Annotated in this window: 17 protein-coding genes and 1 pseudogene; 15 read left to right on the top strand and 3 right to left on the bottom strand. The window is 41.0% G+C overall.

The annotated features are described in order from the left end of the window. The first annotated feature begins 10 nt into the window (after positions 1–10). From pstB (FXF62_RS01395) to FXF62_RS01350, 9 genes are all read left to right on the top strand, one after another. Positions 11–814: a phosphate ABC transporter ATP-binding protein PstB gene (pstB, locus tag FXF62_RS01395; RefSeq protein WP_149517363.1), complete on the top strand. Its 804-nt coding sequence runs from the start codon at positions 11–13 to the stop codon at positions 812–814. 12 nt (positions 815–826) lie between these two features. Beyond that, positions 827–1,585, top strand: coding sequence for a phosphate ABC transporter ATP-binding protein PstB (pstB, locus tag FXF62_RS01390; RefSeq protein WP_149517362.1), 759 nt, complete (start codon positions 827–829; stop codon positions 1,583–1,585). An 11-nt stretch (positions 1,586–1,596) separates the two neighbouring features. Beyond that, entirely contained in the window at positions 1,597–2,250 is a 654-nt protein-coding gene (gene phoU, locus FXF62_RS01385) for a phosphate signaling complex protein PhoU (protein WP_149517361.1), read from the top strand. 224 nt (positions 2,251–2,474) lie between these two features. Next, a complete protein-coding gene (locus FXF62_RS01380; RefSeq protein ID WP_149517360.1) occupies positions 2,475–5,018 on the top strand; it encodes a M1 family metallopeptidase in 2,544 nt (847 codons plus the stop codon). Positions 5,019–5,389: 371 nt separating this feature from the next. Further along, positions 5,390–5,833, top strand: a complete 444-nt coding sequence (locus tag FXF62_RS01370) for a hypothetical protein (protein WP_149517359.1) — start codon at positions 5,390–5,392, stop codon at positions 5,831–5,833. A 120-nt stretch (positions 5,834–5,953) separates the two neighbouring features. Then, the gene (locus tag FXF62_RS01365; RefSeq protein ID WP_149517358.1) at positions 5,954–6,628 is read left to right on the top strand and encodes a response regulator transcription factor; all 675 of its coding nucleotides are present in this window, start codon (positions 5,954–5,956) and stop codon (positions 6,626–6,628) included. After that, positions 6,618–7,982, top strand: coding sequence for a sensor histidine kinase (locus tag FXF62_RS01360; RefSeq protein ID WP_149517357.1), 1,365 nt, complete (start codon positions 6,618–6,620; stop codon positions 7,980–7,982). Before FXF62_RS01365 ends, FXF62_RS01360 begins: the two co-directional genes overlap by 11 nt. Positions 7,983–8,056: 74 nt before the next feature. Further along, positions 8,057–8,443, top strand: coding sequence for a lactoylglutathione lyase (gloA, locus tag FXF62_RS01355; protein WP_149517356.1), 387 nt, complete (start codon positions 8,057–8,059; stop codon positions 8,441–8,443). Positions 8,444–8,531: 88 nt separating this feature from the next. Further along, positions 8,532–9,929: a polysaccharide deacetylase family protein gene (locus FXF62_RS01350; protein ID WP_149517355.1), complete on the top strand. Its 1,398-nt coding sequence runs from the start codon at positions 8,532–8,534 to the stop codon at positions 9,927–9,929. An 82-nt stretch (positions 9,930–10,011) separates the two neighbouring features. On the opposite strand, the gene FXF62_RS01345 is transcribed toward FXF62_RS01350, so the two are convergent. Both FXF62_RS01345 and FXF62_RS01340 read right to left on the bottom strand, forming a co-directional pair. Then, positions 10,012–11,100: a DEAD/DEAH box helicase gene (locus tag FXF62_RS01345; protein ID WP_316578644.1), complete on the bottom strand. Its 1,089-nt coding sequence runs from the start codon at positions 11,098–11,100 to the stop codon at positions 10,012–10,014. Beyond that, a complete protein-coding gene (locus FXF62_RS01340) occupies positions 11,093–12,073 on the bottom strand; it encodes a Gfo/Idh/MocA family protein (RefSeq protein ID WP_149517353.1) in 981 nt (326 codons plus the stop codon). The genes FXF62_RS01345 and FXF62_RS01340 overlap by 8 nt, the downstream gene beginning before the upstream one ends. 104 nt (positions 12,074–12,177) lie before the next feature. Between FXF62_RS01340 and udk the strand changes: the two genes are divergently transcribed. The 3 genes from udk to FXF62_RS01325 all read left to right on the top strand — a co-directional run bounded on the left by udk (position 12,178) and on the right by FXF62_RS01325 (position 14,256). Continuing rightward, positions 12,178–12,813: a uridine kinase gene (udk, locus tag FXF62_RS01335; RefSeq protein WP_185758389.1), complete on the top strand. Its 636-nt coding sequence runs from the start codon at positions 12,178–12,180 to the stop codon at positions 12,811–12,813. Positions 12,814–12,853: 40 nt separating this feature from the next. Further along, positions 12,854–13,522, top strand: coding sequence for a YoaK family protein (locus tag FXF62_RS01330; protein ID WP_149517569.1), 669 nt, complete (start codon positions 12,854–12,856; stop codon positions 13,520–13,522). 62 nt (positions 13,523–13,584) lie between these two features. Then, on the top strand, positions 13,585–14,256 hold the full coding sequence (locus tag FXF62_RS01325) for a DUF443 domain-containing protein (protein ID WP_149517352.1): 672 nt from the start codon (positions 13,585–13,587) through the stop codon (positions 14,254–14,256). Here FXF62_RS01325 and FXF62_RS10960 read toward each other — a convergent pair. Further along, positions 14,253–14,396 (bottom strand): annotated as a pseudogene (locus FXF62_RS10960) (IS3 family transposase); the annotation flags it as partial. The gene FXF62_RS01325 and the pseudogene FXF62_RS10960 overlap by 4 nt on opposite strands. Positions 14,397–14,661: 265 nt before the next feature. Between FXF62_RS10960 and FXF62_RS01320 the strand changes: the two are divergent. The 3 genes from FXF62_RS01320 (at position 14,662) to FXF62_RS01310 (ending at position 16,934) form a co-directional block, all read left to right on the top strand. Next, positions 14,662–15,168, top strand: coding sequence for a hypothetical protein (locus FXF62_RS01320; RefSeq protein ID WP_149517351.1), 507 nt, complete (start codon positions 14,662–14,664; stop codon positions 15,166–15,168). A 269-nt stretch (positions 15,169–15,437) separates the two neighbouring features. Beyond that, entirely contained in the window at positions 15,438–16,112 is a 675-nt protein-coding gene (locus FXF62_RS01315; protein ID WP_149517350.1) for a hypothetical protein, read from the top strand. A gap of 120 nt (positions 16,113–16,232) precedes the next feature. Next, positions 16,233–16,934: a hypothetical protein gene (locus FXF62_RS01310; RefSeq protein WP_149517349.1), complete on the top strand. Its 702-nt coding sequence runs from the start codon at positions 16,233–16,235 to the stop codon at positions 16,932–16,934. The last annotated feature ends 319 nt before the right edge of the window (positions 16,935–17,253 follow it).

The raw sequence follows: 17,253 nt of genomic DNA, 5'->3' as shown, positions 1-17,253 counted from the left end.
AGGAGAAGCCATGTCAAAATATAACTGGGATGAAAAGCATATCATCACCTTCCCTGAAGAAAAAGTGGCCCTCTCTACCAAGGATTTACATGTTTACTACGGTAAAAATGAATCCATCAAGGGCATCGATATGCAATTTGAAAGAAATAAAATAACGGCCTTGATTGGTCCTTCCGGATCTGGGAAATCTACCTACCTTCGCAGTCTCAATCGGATGAATGATACCATTGATATTGCCAAGGTCACAGGTCAAATCCTCTACCAAGGGATTGACGTCAACCGTCCAGAAATCAATGTCTATGAGATGCGCAAGCATATCGGAATGGTCTTCCAACGTCCAAATCCATTTGCCAAGTCTATTTATCGCAACATCACCTTTGCCCATGAACGGGCTGGTGTAAAAGATAAAAAGATTTTGGATGAGCTTGTTGAAACTTCGCTCAAGCAAGCCGCGCTTTGGGACCAAGTAAAGGATGATCTTCATAAGTCAGCCTTGACCTTGTCAGGCGGCCAGCAGCAAAGGCTCTGTATTGCCCGAGCTATTTCGGTCAAGCCAGATATCTTGCTTATGGACGAGCCGGCTTCTGCGCTGGATCCGATTGCGACAGCCCAGCTGGAAGAGACTATGTTGGAATTGAAGAAAGACTTTACCATCATCATCGTTACCCACAGTATGCAGCAGGCAGCGCGTGCAAGTGACTACACAGGATTTTTCTACTTGGGCGATTTGATCGAGTATGATAAGACATCCAATATTTTCCAAAATGCGAAACTACAGTCTACCAATGACTACGTAACGGGACACTTTGGTTAGAAAGGAAGCAGTATGACAGAACCGATTTTGCAGGTTAAAGACCTGTCCGTTTATTACAATAAAAAGAAGGCTTTGAATAGTGTTTCCCTTTCTTTCCAACCTAAGGAAATAACAGCCTTGATTGGTCCTTCTGGATCAGGAAAGTCCACCCTGCTCAAAGCCATCAACCGCATGGGCGATCTAAATCCTGAGGTGACAACAACTGGAACAGTGATTTATAATAGCCATAATATCTACAGTCCACGTACCGATACGGTTGAATTGCGTAAGGAAATCGGTATGGTCTTTCAACAGCCCAATCCTTTCCCTATGTCTATCTATGAAAATGTTGTCTACGGCCTACGTATCAATGGAGTCAGGGATAAACATGTTTTGGATGAAGCGGTGGAAAAAGCTTTGCAACGCGCTTCTATTTGGGATGAGGTCAAGGATCGCTTGCATGATTCAGCCATTGGTCTCTCAGGTGGACAACAACAACGTGTTTGTGTTGCTCGTGTCTTAGCAACCAGTCCCAAGATTATTCTCTTGGATGAACCAACTTCAGCTTTGGATCCTATCTCGGCTGGTAAGATTGAGGAAACCTTGTATGGTCTGAAAGATAAATACACCATGCTCTTGGTAACGCGTTCGATGCAACAGGCCTCTCGTATCTCTGATAAAACAGGATTTTTCCTAGATGGGGATTTGATCGAGTTTAACGATACTAAGAAAATGTTCCTAGACCCACAAAACAAGGAAACAGAAGATTATATTACAGGAAAATTTGGATAAGGAGTTGAAAGATGTTACGATCTCAATTTGAAGAAGATTTAGAGAAATTGCACAACCAGTTCTACGCCATGGGACAAGAAGTGCTCTCACAAATCAATCGTACAGTGCGTGCCTTTGTCACTCATGACCGTGATTTGGCAAAAGAAGTTATCGAGGAAGATGCAGAGATAAATGAATATGAAGTGAAACTAGAAAAGAAATCATTTGAAATGATTGCCCTCCAGCAACCTGTTTCGCAAGACCTTCGTACTGTCTTGACAGTTCTCAAGGCCGTATCCGACTTGGAACGCATGGGAGATCACGCGGTGTCAATTGCGAAAGCAACTATTCGCATGAAGGGAGAGCAACGTATCCCTGCCGTTGAAGAAGAAATCAAAAAGATGGGGCGTGACGTGAAAAACTTCGTCGAAGCAGCTCTAGATCTTTATCTGAGTGCCTCTGTGGATCAAGCCTATGAAGTAGCAGCTCTGGATGAAAAAATCAATCATTACTTTGATAGCATTCGTGAACTGGCAACGGAAGAAATCAAGAAAAATCCTGAAGCTATCGTTACAGGCCGTGATTACTTCCAGGTTATTTCTTTCTTGGAACGTATCGGCGATTATGCTAAAAACATCTGCGAGTGGGTCGTTTACTTTGAAACGGGTAAAATTATCGAATTATAATATATGTTAAAGAGACAGGCTAAGCTTGTCTTTTTGTGTTTTGGGAGGAGAAAAGTGCATGACAGAGTGGCTTTAAAATGATTACTTTATGTTTGAAAGTAAAAATCAATTTTGGTCCAGTTGGAATGAGTATAAAGTCACTAAATATGGTAGAATAGTAAGAGATGAATCTTGAATGGAGGTTGGTTCGATACCAGCCCCTTCAATTAGATGAGGAGAAAAACATGCAAGCAGTTGCACATTTTATTGATACTTTTGTTCCAGAGCACTATGATCTCTTTTTGGATTTAAATCGTGCGGATAAGACTTTCTCAGGGAAAGTTACCATTAGTGGTGAAGCTAAAGCTGAGAAAATTTCCTTACACCAAAAGGATTTGACGATTGAGGTCGTGGAAGTAGATGGAAAAGCTCGTCCCTTCACTCTTGATAATGACAATGAAGCTCTTTATGTTGAATTGGCAGCAGCAGGTCCTGTGGAAGTAACCTTGACCTATACAGGTAAGATTACAGATAATATGACAGGGATTTACCCATCTTACTATACAGTAGATGGAGTGAAAAAAGAAATTATTTCTACGCAGTTTGAGAGCCATTTTGCTCGTGAAGCCTTTCCAAGTGTGGATGAACCAGAAGCTAAGGCGACTTTTGATTTGGCCTTGAAATTTGACCAAGTAGAAGGCGAACTTGCCTTGTCTAATATGCCTGAAATCGATGTTGAAAACCGTAAAGCGACAGGTATTTGGAAGTTCGAAAGAACGCCTCGCATGTCTTCCTATCTCTTGGCCTTTGCTGCTGGGGATATGCAAGGCATCACCGCTAAAACTAAAAACGGCACTTTGGTCGGTGTCTACGCGACCAAGGCTCACCCAGCCAGCAACTTAGAGTTTGCTTTGGACATTGCTGTTCGCTCAATTGAATTTTACGAAGAATATTACGGTGTCAAATATCCGATTCCTCAGTCCTTGCACGTAGCTCTGCCAGACTTTTCATCTGGTGCTATGGAAAACTGGGGACTGGTGACTTACCGTGAGATTTACCTCTTAGTAGATGAAAATTCTACGGTATCCAGCCGTCAAGATGTGGCACTTGTTATCGCTCATGAGTTGGCTCACCAATGGTTTGGTAACTTGGTTACTATGAAGTGGTGGGATGACCTTTGGCTCAATGAAAGCTTTGCCAACATGATGGAATACGTCTGTGTTAATGCGATTGAACCAAGCTGGAATATTTTTGAGAATTTCCAAACCACAGGTGTTCCTTTGGCGCTCAAACGAGATGCGACAGACGGAGTTCAGTCTGTCCATGTAGAGGTGAAGCACCCCGACGAAATCAATACTTTGTTTGATCCGGCTATCGTTTACGCCAAGGGAAGCCGCCTCATGCACATGCTTCGTCGTTGGTTGGGAGATGAGGCCTTTGCCAAAGGCTTGAATGCCTACTTTGCTAAACATCAGTATGGAAATACTATCGGTCGTGACCTTTGGAATGCCTTGGGGGTTGCTTCTGGCCGTGATGTAGCAGCTTTTATGGATTCTTGGCTGGAACAGCCAGGCTACCCTGTTTTGACAGCTACAGTAGAAAACGATACCCTCAAACTCTCTCAAAAACAATTCTTTATCGGCGAGCACGAAGATAAGAAACGCACTTGGGTCTTACCTTTAAATAGCAACTGGAAAGGTTTGCCAGATACACTGGAAACAGAAACGCTGGAAATTCCAAATTATTCTGCCTTGGCTGCTCAAAACCAAGGTGCCCTGCGCTTCAATACGGAAAATACGGCCCACTATATCACGGACTATCAAGGTGTCTTGCTTGAGCAGATTTTAGATACCATTACAGAATTGGATAGCACCAGCAAGCTTCAAGTGGTCCAAGAGCGCCGTCTCTTGGCTGAAGCAGGCAGCATTTCATTTGCTGATTTGGTTCCAGTTATTGAAAAACTGACAGAAGAAACCTCCTATTTGGTTGTCTCAGGAGTTAAAGCCGTTTTGAATGGTCTTAAGCTGTTTGTAGACGAAGGAAGCGAGTGCGAGAAAGCATACCATGAATTGGTTGTAAAACTTAGCAAATTCAACTTTGATCGTCTAGGATTTGAAGCAAAAGAAGGCGAAAGTGATGAAGATGAGCTGGTTCGTCAGATCGTTGTAGGAAGTCTGATTGCAGCTGACGATCAAGCAGCAAGTCACGAAGCAAGTCGTATTTTTGCTGCTCATCAAGAGGACTTGGAGAAATTACCTGCGGCTATTCGCTTGCATATTCTCATCAATCAGATCAAGCATGATGAGAGCAAAGAATTGGCTGACCAATACTTGAATGATTATGTTTCGACAGTTGATGGTAGCTTCAAACGCCAATTGGCATCTGCTTTGGCTTACACTAAGGATGCAGAAACACTTGCTCGTATTTTGGAATCTTTGAAAAACAAGGATATCGTAAAACCACAAGATTTGGCTATGAGTTGGTATTTCCCTCTCTTGAATCACCAATTTACTCAAGCTATTGCTTGGACTTGGGCGCGTGAGAATTGGGATTGGATTAAGGCTGCTCTAGGTGGCGACATGAGCTTTGATAAATTCGTCATTTATCCAGCTAATGCTTTCAAGACAGCAGAAAGGCTAGCAGAATACAAGGCCTTCTTTGAGCCGCAGCTAGACGATATGGCTATCAGCCGTAACATCAGCATGGGAATTAAGGAAATCGCAGCGCGTGTTGACCTGATTGCTCGTGAAAAAGCAGCGGTTGAGAAAGCTATCAAGGCATCAGTTTAGCCTAATGAAAAGAGAGTGTGACAGAAATCGGTAATTCGTTAGAATTCGATTTCGTCGTCCCACCTCCGCACAGTTGAGTAGGGCTGTAAAAGCTGATGAAATTAGCGTAGTAGAGCCCACTCAACCACTGCGTCTTGCTCGACAATCCAAAGACAATTGAGAGGCTGGGACAAAAGTCCCAGCCTCTTTTTTCTTGTTTAGAATCCCATAATTTCAGTCTTCTTTAAGAAAAAATTCAGTCCCGTTTAAGCAAGCCTCCCTATAATAATCCTAGCATGTGAAGGGATGTGAGCTTGTGTATTCAAGCATCATATTACCTCATCATGTTAAAATTCATGAAAATATAAAATGTAGAAAGAGGAAAACTTTAAATGGATATGGAAAAAATGATTGTAGTTAAAAAGAGTACCAAATGGTGGATGACAGCAGTAGCTAGTGCATCCTTAGCCGTCGGAGCGATTGGTGGCTATGGAATTGGTGCTTTGACACAGAAAAGCTCGCAACAAAGTTCAGTGCAGGCAACTATGCCTCAGCAAAACAATCAAGATGGTAAGATGCCAAGAAAGGGCGGACAAGCTCCTCAAGGTCAGGGACAGGGACAGGGAAATGAAAATGGTATGCCACCACAGATGGGGGGACAAAACGGTCAAGATGGTCAAGGCGGTCCGGGAGGTGGAGGTCAGCCACCACAAGGAAATGGTCAACCAGGGGGACCACAAGAAGGAAATCAATCAAAAAAGAAGCCATCAAATGCTGACGGCACAACAAAAGATGATAAGAACAGCGAAAATAACTCGAAAACAACAAATTCTTAAAGCATTTTCGACAAGTCATGATATAATAGAAAAAGATAAGTGAAGATGGAATGAGAAGTGTTTGCTATGTCTCTATTTAAACTACACAGAATAAGCTTTTTCTAGAAAGGGAGGAACAGGATGATTAAGATTCTATTAGTAGAGGATGACCTCGGTCTGTCAAACTCAGTATTTGATTTTTTAGATGATTTTGCAGATGTTATGCAGGTCTTTGATGGCGAAGAAGGACTATACGAGGCAGAAAGTGGCGTGTATGACCTGATTTTGCTGGACTTGATGTTGCCTGAAAAGGACGGCTTCCAAGTGCTTAAAGAATTGCGTGGAAAAGGGGTCACCACTCCTGTCCTCATCATGACTGCCAAGGAAAGTATTGATGATAAAGGCCATGGTTTTGAACTCGGTGCTGACGATTACCTGACTAAGCCTTTTTATCTGGAAGAGCTGAAGATGCGGATTCAGGCCTTGCTCAAACGCTCTGGTAAGTTTAATGAAAATACCCTGTCCTATGGCGATGTGGCGGTCAATCTTTCGACCAATTCGACCTTGGTAGACGGAAAAGAAGTAGAGCTACTAGGTAAAGAGTTTGATTTGTTGGTCTACTTCCTTCAGAATCAAAATGTCATTTTACCCAAGACTCAAATCTTCGATCGTTTGTGGGGCTTTGACAGCGATACGACGATTTCTGTGGTGGAAGTCTATGTATCTAAGATTCGGAAAAAATTGAAAGGAACGGCTTTTGCGAATAATCTTCAAACCCTTCGCAGTGTCGGTTACATTTTAAAGAATGCTGAATAAACTCAAAAAAGCCTTATATGCGGATGATTTTTCTTATTTCATTCGCTATTTTGGTGTATTCACCCTGATTTTCTCGGCCATGACGCTCATTATTATCCAAGTCATGCGCTCTAGCCTTTACACGACCGTTGATGATAATCTCAAAAGTCTCAGTCAAAATCCCGCTTGGGTAGCCAATCTAGCCTATCGGACGACGGGGCGGCAATACCAAGAGCCAGAGAACAAGGATTCAGAGCATGAGCAGGCTTCCAATATCAAGATTGAGGAACCGGGTAGGGTCAATGTCAGTGCCAATACCTCAGCTATTCTTTTGAATGATGATTATCAGAATGTATCGGCAAAAAATAGCTTTTTAAACTTTGATGCGATTAAATTTAATAAACGATTTCTTAATCAGATTAAACAAATTCAGCTGACCAATAGCTATGGACAGGTCGAGAGTTATCGGGCCTATATGTTTGACATTGATCCAGATGATGAAATTGAAAATGTCAAATACGCGGTTGTCATGACCAGTATCAGCCAGCTGGAGCAGACTAGCGAAAAGCATGAAAAGCTGATTGCGATTGTCATGATTAGCTTCTGGGGTATTTCCTTGATTGCTAGTATCTATCTGGCGCGGATGAGTGTCAAACCTCTCTTGGACAGCATGCAAAAGCAGAAGTCCTTTGTTGAAAATGCTAGCCACGAATTGCGGACGCCTCTAGCTGTGCTGCAAAATAGACTGGAATCTCTTTTCCGTAAGCCCGAGGCTACGATTATGGAGTCTAGTGAGAGTATCGCGTCCAGTTTAGAGGAAGTGCGAAATATGCGTCTACTCACGACCAACTTACTCAATCTAGCAAGGCGAGATGACGGCATAAAGCCAGAATACGGTGAAGTCACGCCAGACTTCTTCACGACAGCTTTTTCTAACTATGCTATTATCGCGGAGGAGAGCGATAAGGTCTTTGATTTCAAAAATCTGGTTTCAAAATCAATCACGACAGATAAGGTCTTGCTCAAGCAGGTCATGACCATCCTTTTTGATAATGCTATCAAATACACAGAAGAAGATGGAGAGATCTATTTCGTGGCTTCCGCCAATGATCGGAGCTTGACCTTGCGGATCTCTGACAATGGCCCAGGAATTGCGGGCGACGACAAGAAAAAAGTCTTCGATCGTTTTTATCGGGTGGACAAGGCTAGGACTCGGCAAAAGGGTGGTTTTGGACTGGGCCTATCCTTGGCGAAACAAATAGTAGACGCTCTGAGAGGAACCATCTCAGTCAAAGACAACAAGCCACGTGGAACTATCTTTGAAATCAAACTACCGCTTAAGTCAGATATTAGAAAACGTATCAGCAAAAGCTGAAAAATTTTTCATATTATTTCAAATTTGACTGCTTTTACGGTATAATAAAAGAAAGAAATAAAAGAGGTACAACTATGACATCAAAAATGTTGCATACTTGTTTACGAGTGGAAAATTTAGAGGCTTCGATTGCCTTTTATGAAGAAGCATTTGGTTTTAAGGAATTGCGCCGCAAGGACTTTCCAGAGCATGCTTTTACCATTGTTTATCTTGGTTTGGAGGGCGATGATTATGAGCTTGAATTGACTTATAATTACGACCATGGACCTTATGTAATCGGTGATGGCTTTGCTCATATCGCTCTTAGCACGCCTGATTTGGAAGGCTTGCACGCTGAGCATGCTGCCAAGGGCTACGAAGTGACCGAGCCAAAAGGGCTGCCTGGAAATCTACCGAATTATTATTTCATCAAAGATCCTGATGGCTATAAGGTCGAAGTGATTCGAGAAAAAAGTCTTTAAAAATAATTAAACTTGTATTTTAGCACTTGTAAGATACAAGTTTTTTAACATTAGAATCATTTTAGGACAATATCTTAGGGGTTAATAGATGAAAAGACAACATAGAAAGAAGCGTAGACGAAAGTATAGACTGATTCTCAGTCTTCTGAATCTGCTTCTTTTAGGACTTCTTATTTTTGGTGGACTGCGAATCCATGAAATGTTTCAGGAAAGGGATTTCCAGCAAAAGGTCGCGGAAGTGATTGCCAAGGAAGAGCAAGAGCATGCTGATAATGCCGAAAAGCAGGCTGGTAGGATTGGCAGCCATTATGTGGCAGCTTTTTATCCTCTTATGAATGGGCAGCCGCTTCAAAGTGTCAAAGATAAAATGTTGCAGGACAGTCAGAGCATTTCAGATGACAAAAAGCAGAAGGAAAATTTGACTGCTTTGACCTTTTACTACACGGAAGAAAAGTCTACTAGTCTGGCCAATACCAAGGAAGTCGTCATCCAGCGAAAAGATTACAGTATCTCGAAAAGAGACATCAAGTCTGAGGAAGCAAGAGAAGTAGCCTCGACCTATATCAATCAAGAAGGTGCAGCCGTTACTTTGGACAAGCTGTTTCAAAATCCAGAAGCTGCCAAGGAAATTTTCCTGAAGGAGTTGACCAGTCAGCTAACCTTTAGACAGGTGGAGGAAAGTCAGCAAACAGCAGTCTTAAATGCTCTCCGAGAAATAGAGTTGAGCCAGTGGAACTTCCATTACGAGGATAGTTTATTTTCCATTCGTCTGCCTAAAGAAATCAACGGTGTGTCGAGTGTGACAGTACCTCTGTCTAGTTTTTATGATCTAATCCGTCCGGAATATTTGCAGGGAGCTGATTTGGAGGCTTACCAGCAGTACGAAACCAAGCGGCATGAGAAAATGGTTGCCCTGACCTTTGATGACGGTCCCGACAGTAAAACGACTCCTCAGGCCTTGGAAATTCTGAAACGCTACAATGCTAAAGCGACCTTCTTTATGATAGGGCAAAACGTTGCTGCCAATCCAGAACTGGCGAAACGTGTTCTTGATGAAGGCCATCAGCTCGGCATCCATACATGGAGCCATCCGGATTTGACCAAGTTACCTCTGAATCAATCCCAAAAGGAGATCTTAGATACTCAGGAAGCCATTTATAAGGCGACTGGTATTCGGCCTATGATCACAAGACCGCCTTATGGAGCCATCAACTCTACGATTCAAAATGCTGTTGATCAGTCCTTTATCATGTGGAGCGTGGACAGTCTCGATTGGAAAACACACAATACAAAGGCTATTATGCAGGAGATCGTGAAGACCCAGCCGGGATCTATTATTCTCATGCATGATATTCATCAGACGACTATCGATGCTCTGCCAAGCGTTCTTGACTATCTGAAGAATAACGGCTATACCCTGGTGACAGTTGATGAACTGCTGGATAATCAGCTCCAGCCGCATCAGATTTACTATAGCCGAAATTAAGAAAAGCATTGGAAATGCAAGATTTCCAATGCTTTTTGCTTTACTATCATCAGATAAAACTATCGTTTACTGTGATTTTCACTCAAGGCTGAACATACAGTTCTTGTTTTTTCAAGATGATTTCTCGGACAGAGGCATATTTTTTAAGAGCTTTTAGTTCTTCTGGGTGACTGATGAAGGTGATGACATAGCCTTCCTTGCCCATGCGACCTGTTCGGCCAGAACGGTGGGTGTAGGTTTCCAGATCGCGCGGCACTTCGTAGTTAACTACGCATTCTAAAGCATCAATATCAATGCCACGAGCAATCAAGTCCGTCGCCAGTAAGAGCGTGATATCGTAATCTTTAAATTTCTCAAGAATGACCTTGCGGAATTTTACATTAACATCGCTGGCTAGAGAGACCGCACTAGCTCCTCGGTACTGAAGCTTTTCTTCGGCGCTGCCCAAATCTGACAAGCTGTTGAAAAAAACTAGTCCACGAAATTCTTCTACATTGGACAGCTTGCGTAAGAGTTCGACCTTGTCACGTTTCTCCACCTGCATATAGAAGTGCTGGATATTGTCCAAAGTCTGGTCGTCAATGCTGATGCGCAGAGTGTTTTCGGCAATCTTATCTTGATCGAACTTAGCCGTAGCACTCATGTAAATCAGCTGGTGGTCACGCGGTGCATAATGCAGAATCTTATCAACAAATGCATACTGGGAATCACTGAGAAGCTGGTCAAATTCGTCTAGGATAATAGTGTCGACATTCATCATCTTGATTTTCTTGAGCTTGATGAGCTCAAAAATCCGACCCGGTGTTCCAATCAGTATCTCAGGCCCTTTCTTGAGTCGCTCAATTTGCCTTTTCTGGCTATTACCAGAGAGGAAGAGTTGACTGCTCAAGCCTAAGGGCTCCGCCCAAGACTTACAAACATCAAAAATCTGTCCCGCTAGCTCTGTATTTGGAGCTAAAATCAAAAGCTGCTGCGCTTTTTTAGGCTTCAATTTCAATAAGCTAGGAAAGAGATAAGCTAATGTCTTGCCCGTACCGGTCGGACTGATGCCTAGCATTGTCTGTCCCTGAGAAATGGGCTGGAATATTTTTTCTTGGATAGCAGTCAGTTCAGCAAAACCGAGCTGATTTAGCTGTTCCTGCCAAACTGTTGGAAATATTTCTTTAATCATGGTCAACCTCAAATCTAATGCCAGCATCTTTTCTCATGGCAAACAAGCACTCATGCACGGTAGCAGCAGCCTGCAGATAGTCGCTATAAAGCTCTTCTTGGCCACCTTTAAGCACCTGAGCAAAAGCCTGAGCCTCTTCCAACATTTGGTACTCTGCTTGGCGGATAGCTAGACTTTCCGTCTCTCCATTGAACTTTTGGAAAATAGCAGAGCGGATGAACTCGATACCGTCTAAGGTCAGAGTGCCTTGGTCCGTATAGATTTCAGCTGGCAGCTGGCTATGAATGTTTTTTCCAGCTTGGATACGAACCTGGAAATCAGGATAAATCAGACTGCCTGAACCGTTGAGATCAACACTATTTGGCAGTTGCTGAGCTGTGTAGCAGACGCTTTGTGGAGCGTCAAAAAGCCGGACAGCAGCATAAATCGTATAGACCCCCAGGTCCATCAGAGCACCGCCTGAAAATTTAGCAGAAAAAACATTGGGTTCTTGTCCACTCAGCAGGGCTCCCATCTTGGAGGAGTATTTGGCATAGGTGAAGTTGGCTCCCCAGATTTTCTTGTCTTTTAGGAAGTCCTGAATGACTGCAAAAGCTGCTTCGTGGTAGTTTCTAGCTGCCTCAAAGATATAAACCTGATGCTCAGCTGCCAGCTTGACCAATTCTTGCCATTCTTCAGGCCTTGATACAGACGGCTTTTCAACAATGACATGTTTTCGAGCCAGAATAGCTACCTTGGCATGGTTGAAGTGGAGGCTATTGGGACTAGCGATATATACCACATCTAGGTCGGTAGATAAGAATTTAATCATATCTGTGTAGAGGGCGACATTTTCATAGGCTTCTGCAAAACGCTCCGCTGCACTAAGTGTCCGCGAATAGACAGCTGCTAACTCATACTCACCGCTTAGTCGGGCTGCTTTGATAAACTCATGGGAAATAAATCCCGTGCCAATGATACCGAGTCGTAACATACTTTCTCCTTTAAAATGATTTTCCTGAATTTTTCTTGATTCACCCTTTCATTATATCATGAATTGAGGTAAAATAGATAAGATAACAAGTAATGGAGAAAACAATGCAAAACAGACCTATTATTATTGGTGTTACAGGTGGCTCTGGTGGGGGAAAAACCAGTGTTTCTCGGGCGATTTTAGATAATTTTCCAAACGAAAAGATTTCCATGATTGAGCATGATTCTTACTACAAGGATCAGTCGCATTTGACCTTTGAGGAGCGGGTCAAGACTAACTATGACCATCCTTTTGCTTTTGATACAGACCTCATGATTGAGCAAATTAAGGAGCTTTTGGCTGGCCGTCCAGTGGACATCCCGACCTATGACTATACGGAGCACACGCGCAGTAATAAAACCTATCGTCAAGAACCGCAGGATGTCTTCATTGTAGAGGGGATTTTGGTCTTGGAAGACCAACGTCTCCGCGATTTGATGGACATCAAGATTTTCGTCGATACTGATGATGATGTGCGGATTATTCGTCGGATTAAGCGGGATATGGAGGAGCGTGGACGTAGTTTGGATAGCGTCATCGAGCAGTATCTAGGTGTCGTCAAGCCTATGTACCATCAGTTTATCGAGCCGACCAAGCGCTATGCGGATGTTATCATTCCAGAGGGCGCTTCGAACAAAGTTGCGATTGATTTGATTACCACCAAGATTGAAAAAATTTTGGAGGAAGCTAGAGAAGGATAGAAAGGAAGTCTGGTGTTACACTGGACTTTTTGGGTCAATGATGAAAAAGTTAGTCAAAAGGGAATTTCACTCCCGATCGAAGTTTTTTGCCTGCCTGCTGACCTTTTGTGCAGGTTTCGTGGATGCTTACACTTTCATGGAGCGTGGAGGCACCTTGGTCGCTGGACAGACAGGCAATGTCGTCTTTTTGTCCGTTGAGCTGATTCACCATAAAACTGGAGAAATTGAAGTGAAACTGGCTACCATGCTGGCTTTCATGCTGGGTATTTTCCTGATAACTGTTTTCCGCCCCATTTTCGAGCAGTCTTTATGGCGGGTAACCAGTATCTCGCCTTTGGTGCTTATCTGTACCTTGGTAGGTTCTATGCCAAATACGGTGCCAAATATGTTTATCGTTCCTCCAATCGCTTTTTGTATGGGAGTCGTTGCGACAGCCTTTGGCGAAGTAGATGGCATTGTCTATAATAATTCTTTTATGACAGGAAATATCAAGAAAACGATGGTAGCTTTTGGAAATTTTGTCCGAACTAGCGAAAAGCCGTATCTGAAAGAAGGTATCTTTTTCGTTGCTTTGTTAGGAAGTTTCATCACCGGAGCCATTATTTCTACTTATCTCATCCAATTTTACGCTTTGCGAACGATTTGGATTGTTGCAGTGATTCTTTTTGCTTTCATGATGTTCCGCTTGATTCAGTATGTACGAAGATAGAGACGAAATGGCTTAGGAAAGAAGAAGCCTGATTAGTAAATTATTAAAAAGGTATTATATAAATGTTCAAAAAGGCTGAAATGGAGCCCTTGGCTAGAAAAAACCTTCGATATCGTATACTAAAAACAGAGGATAGATATTATCTTCTTGATGTAGAACGTCCTTTTTTGATTGTCTACTTCTTACCTTTGTTGATTTACTTTGTGCCTCACAGATGTTACGAGATGAGTAAGGAAGAATATGAGCAATTGTCCCAATCAGAGGAGAAGAATGCTCGGTTAAAAGAGGCCTTTGAAAAACATGGTCTGGGCTATAGCTTAGGAACTGGCGTAGGTGCCATGCTTCTATCAAGAGTATTTGATATTAATCAATTTTTGAAATTTGATTCAAGTAGAATTAGCAATTTTTTGGCTATTATAATTGTATTATTGGTTTTTGGTTTGCGTTTATGGCTTACAGTGGCTTATGAAGTCCCTAGTGGATTAAAAAATAGTGGCTATCACAAGATTTACGTTTATCCTCGCTTTGTTAAAGAATTGCTTTTTAGTATTTTTGCGTATATTATGTCAGTGTTGTTTACAGTAATGATTATTGCCGCTTTTTTAACGAACATAATGGATAATTATATTGGTCATATTGGATTGTTAATATTTTTGACATTTTGGTTATTTATAGGGAATATGTTTTTCATGCGCCCGGCAAGTAATTATTGGATAAGAATAAAAAATGGCTAAGGGATGAAGAAGGAGTTTAAACTGACTATACAATTTGTTTTTTTAAAGTCGTTTGGACAAAGATAGTTCAGCTTGCTGTGACGCCTGCTCGAATTATAAAATCCTTCTATGTACTTAAAAATACTAGCGTAGCAGGTCTGAAAATATTCATAGCCAACAGTAGTTTCAGCTTAAACGCACTCTTTTTTCTCGTAGCGTGAAACGACTCTATACAGCTATTGGCGTGTGGGCAGCCCTTGGTTTTGTACGAATATTGGATACAGTATTTCTCAAGATAATCATTATATATGCAAATGAATAGGCGAGGGAGACTTTCCCAGAGGTGATAAAATTTGAAGATAATGTTGGGAAAGCTGTTGTTTCTGGTTGGAATAATATGGTTAATGGTGTCAAAGGATTATTTTTATGGTAAATATGTACAGAGTTAAAGGCCAAGTTTTTAATATCACATTGAATGATAAGGTGGTGCAAAAAGGTTGGTATCTGATTATGACAGATTTAGGTCAAGAATATCTTGTGCAAAGAAATTACAGTCTGTCTTCTAAGAGATTTTTTAAAATTTATCAAACAGAATATTCATTATATAATCATATTGCTGATCGAGGACTGAATAGCACTAAGCGATTGACTAATTTAGGAATAGCAATTATGTTATCAGCATTTGTCCGTTGGCTGACTCCATTTGAGTTATGGTTAGGTCCGACAAATCATGTAGCAAGTTTAGTTCAAGGTAGTATAAATCTATTGATCTTAGTTCTTGTTTTATTAATTTCATTTTTCTTGGTGTCCTGGTATAGGAAAATTAAACTTAAAAATTTTCTTAGAGAACGAAATGCGGATTTACGCTACACTGGAAAAGTTAGGTCGTTGACGTCATTAAAAACAGTGAAAGAAGGGATTGGTTTTTGGTGATTATGAAAGCGGTTTTTATAAAAATAGTTGCTTATGCATTTTTATTTCTTGTTTTTATTTTTCCAATATTTTTATTTTCCTATTTTGTTCAGTTGAGACTGTTTTTGATTATACCAATTATACTTTATATCATTTTATTTTATAATGGGATTGTTATTAACGAAAACAATCAGATTGTAGAATTTGAAATAGAAGAGAAAACAAAGTGAGATTATCATACGAGAAAAATAACATTCTATTATGATGATTGAAAAATGTAGTGATTGAATATGAGAAAAATAATTTTTATTGGACAGAGCGGCGATGAGGCTGTCTACTATAATACGAGGACAAAAGAGGCTTTGGTAGCCAGTAAGAGTGATCTTTTAAATACAGAAGGAGCAAGGATGTCTAATAGAGCCATTATTCCTTTGATTTTGCTTTTTGCATTATTTGGTGGAGGTACTGGAGTTGCGATTTTTTCTTTTACTAGTCCATTTAGATTAAACGAGAGGATGATTCCAATCATTTTACTAGCCATATTTTTAGTTTTTGTTGGCAGTATTTATATGTTGGAAAATGCCTTGTATAAAAATGTTCGATCCACAGTTTTGGCAAACGAGGAACAATTTAAAGCTGCAGTGAATAGCAGTTTAATTTGGGAAGGGTTTTCCGACAAGAAAGCAACATTAGGTAAAATTTTCTTTTTCTTGTTTATTATCTTGGTTCTTCTGTTTTGTTCAGGAATTGTAAGTCTATTTGGAATACCAGGAATGCTTATTCCTTATTATGAACATGAGTGGTTTGATCTTTCATTATTATTTTCACCAGTGGCAGGGGTGCTTCCAGCTGTGGTTGTAATTTCTCTTTTCCAAAACAACCCCATCCGCTGGTTGTTAGCCGTGCGGAAGTATGAACAAGGGAAAGTGATATTTGTAGAAGATAAGGAGAAGAAACATGAGTGAGACACTATTACCATTGGGATAAGTAGTTGGTAATATCTTATCGACGACCTATGATGGGTTTAGACACGAAAAACTGGATTATCTGACTATTGTGATGATTGGAAATCGTGGTGATTGAATATGAGAAAAATAATTTTTATCGGACAGAGCGGTGATAAGGCCGTTTACTATAACACGCGAACGAGAGAAGCTCTTGTAGCAAATAAGAGCGCCTTGTTAAATACAGAAGGGGCTAGGGAGACCAATAAGGCTATCATTCCTTTGATGTTTGCTTTTGTTTTTTTGGGTATTATTGGAGGATTAGTAGCTATACCTGCATTTTCAGGTTTTCGATACAGCAGCTGGATGGTTCCGCCTTATATCGTTGCCCAGTTCTTTGTCTGTTTTGGCTTTATATGGATGATGGAAGAGGCCTTGTATAAAGAGGTGAAACAGGTTCAAGGGGCAAGTTCTCAACAGTTTGCGAAAGCCGTTTATTCAAATCTGCTTTGGGAAAATTTCAGTAAGAAAAAAGCAACATTTGGGAAGATGTTTATTTTTATGATTGTCATGTTATTAGTTTTTATGACTACTATAGTAATATTTGTCGCTACTATCCCAAGTATTATTGACTCATTCAATAAGCAAGAGACATTTGATATACAAATCTTTTTCACGCTTTTAGCAGGCCTCTTTCCTGCTGTTTCTTACTTGCTCTTATTCCAAAATAATCCTATCCGCTGGCTGTTATCCGTTAGGAAATATGAACAAGGGAAAGTGATATTTGCAGAAGAAAAGGAGAAGATAGACCTTCATACAAAGCTGGATGAAGAATATAAATAAATCTACAGTGAAATCCAGTATATTAAAAATTTTCAGAAAATAACGAATTATCTGTTGACAGCTGAATGATACTGTGCTAAAATACTAATCAATAACATTTCAGAAGGAGTCAGTCAAACATGAAGTCAACTCAATTTTCAAACTTTGCTTTGTTGTTGCGTTACTCGGGCTAGTGCGAAAGCATTAGTCCTGTTTGGCTTACCAAGCGGGAGTAAATCAACATCTCGCTTGGCTTCCAGCGAGATGTTTTTATTTTATTCTTCACGAAAATCTTTGCTAGGATATACTGAGAAAAGCGAACTAAAAGTTCATTTCATAG

The sequence above is a fragment of the Streptococcus cristatus genome (assembly GCF_008369405.1).
Classification (GTDB): Bacteria; Bacillota; Bacilli; order Lactobacillales; family Streptococcaceae; genus Streptococcus; species Streptococcus cristatus_G.
Note: the sequence above shows the minus strand (reverse complement) of the source record. Positions and strands in the feature narration are given on the sequence as shown.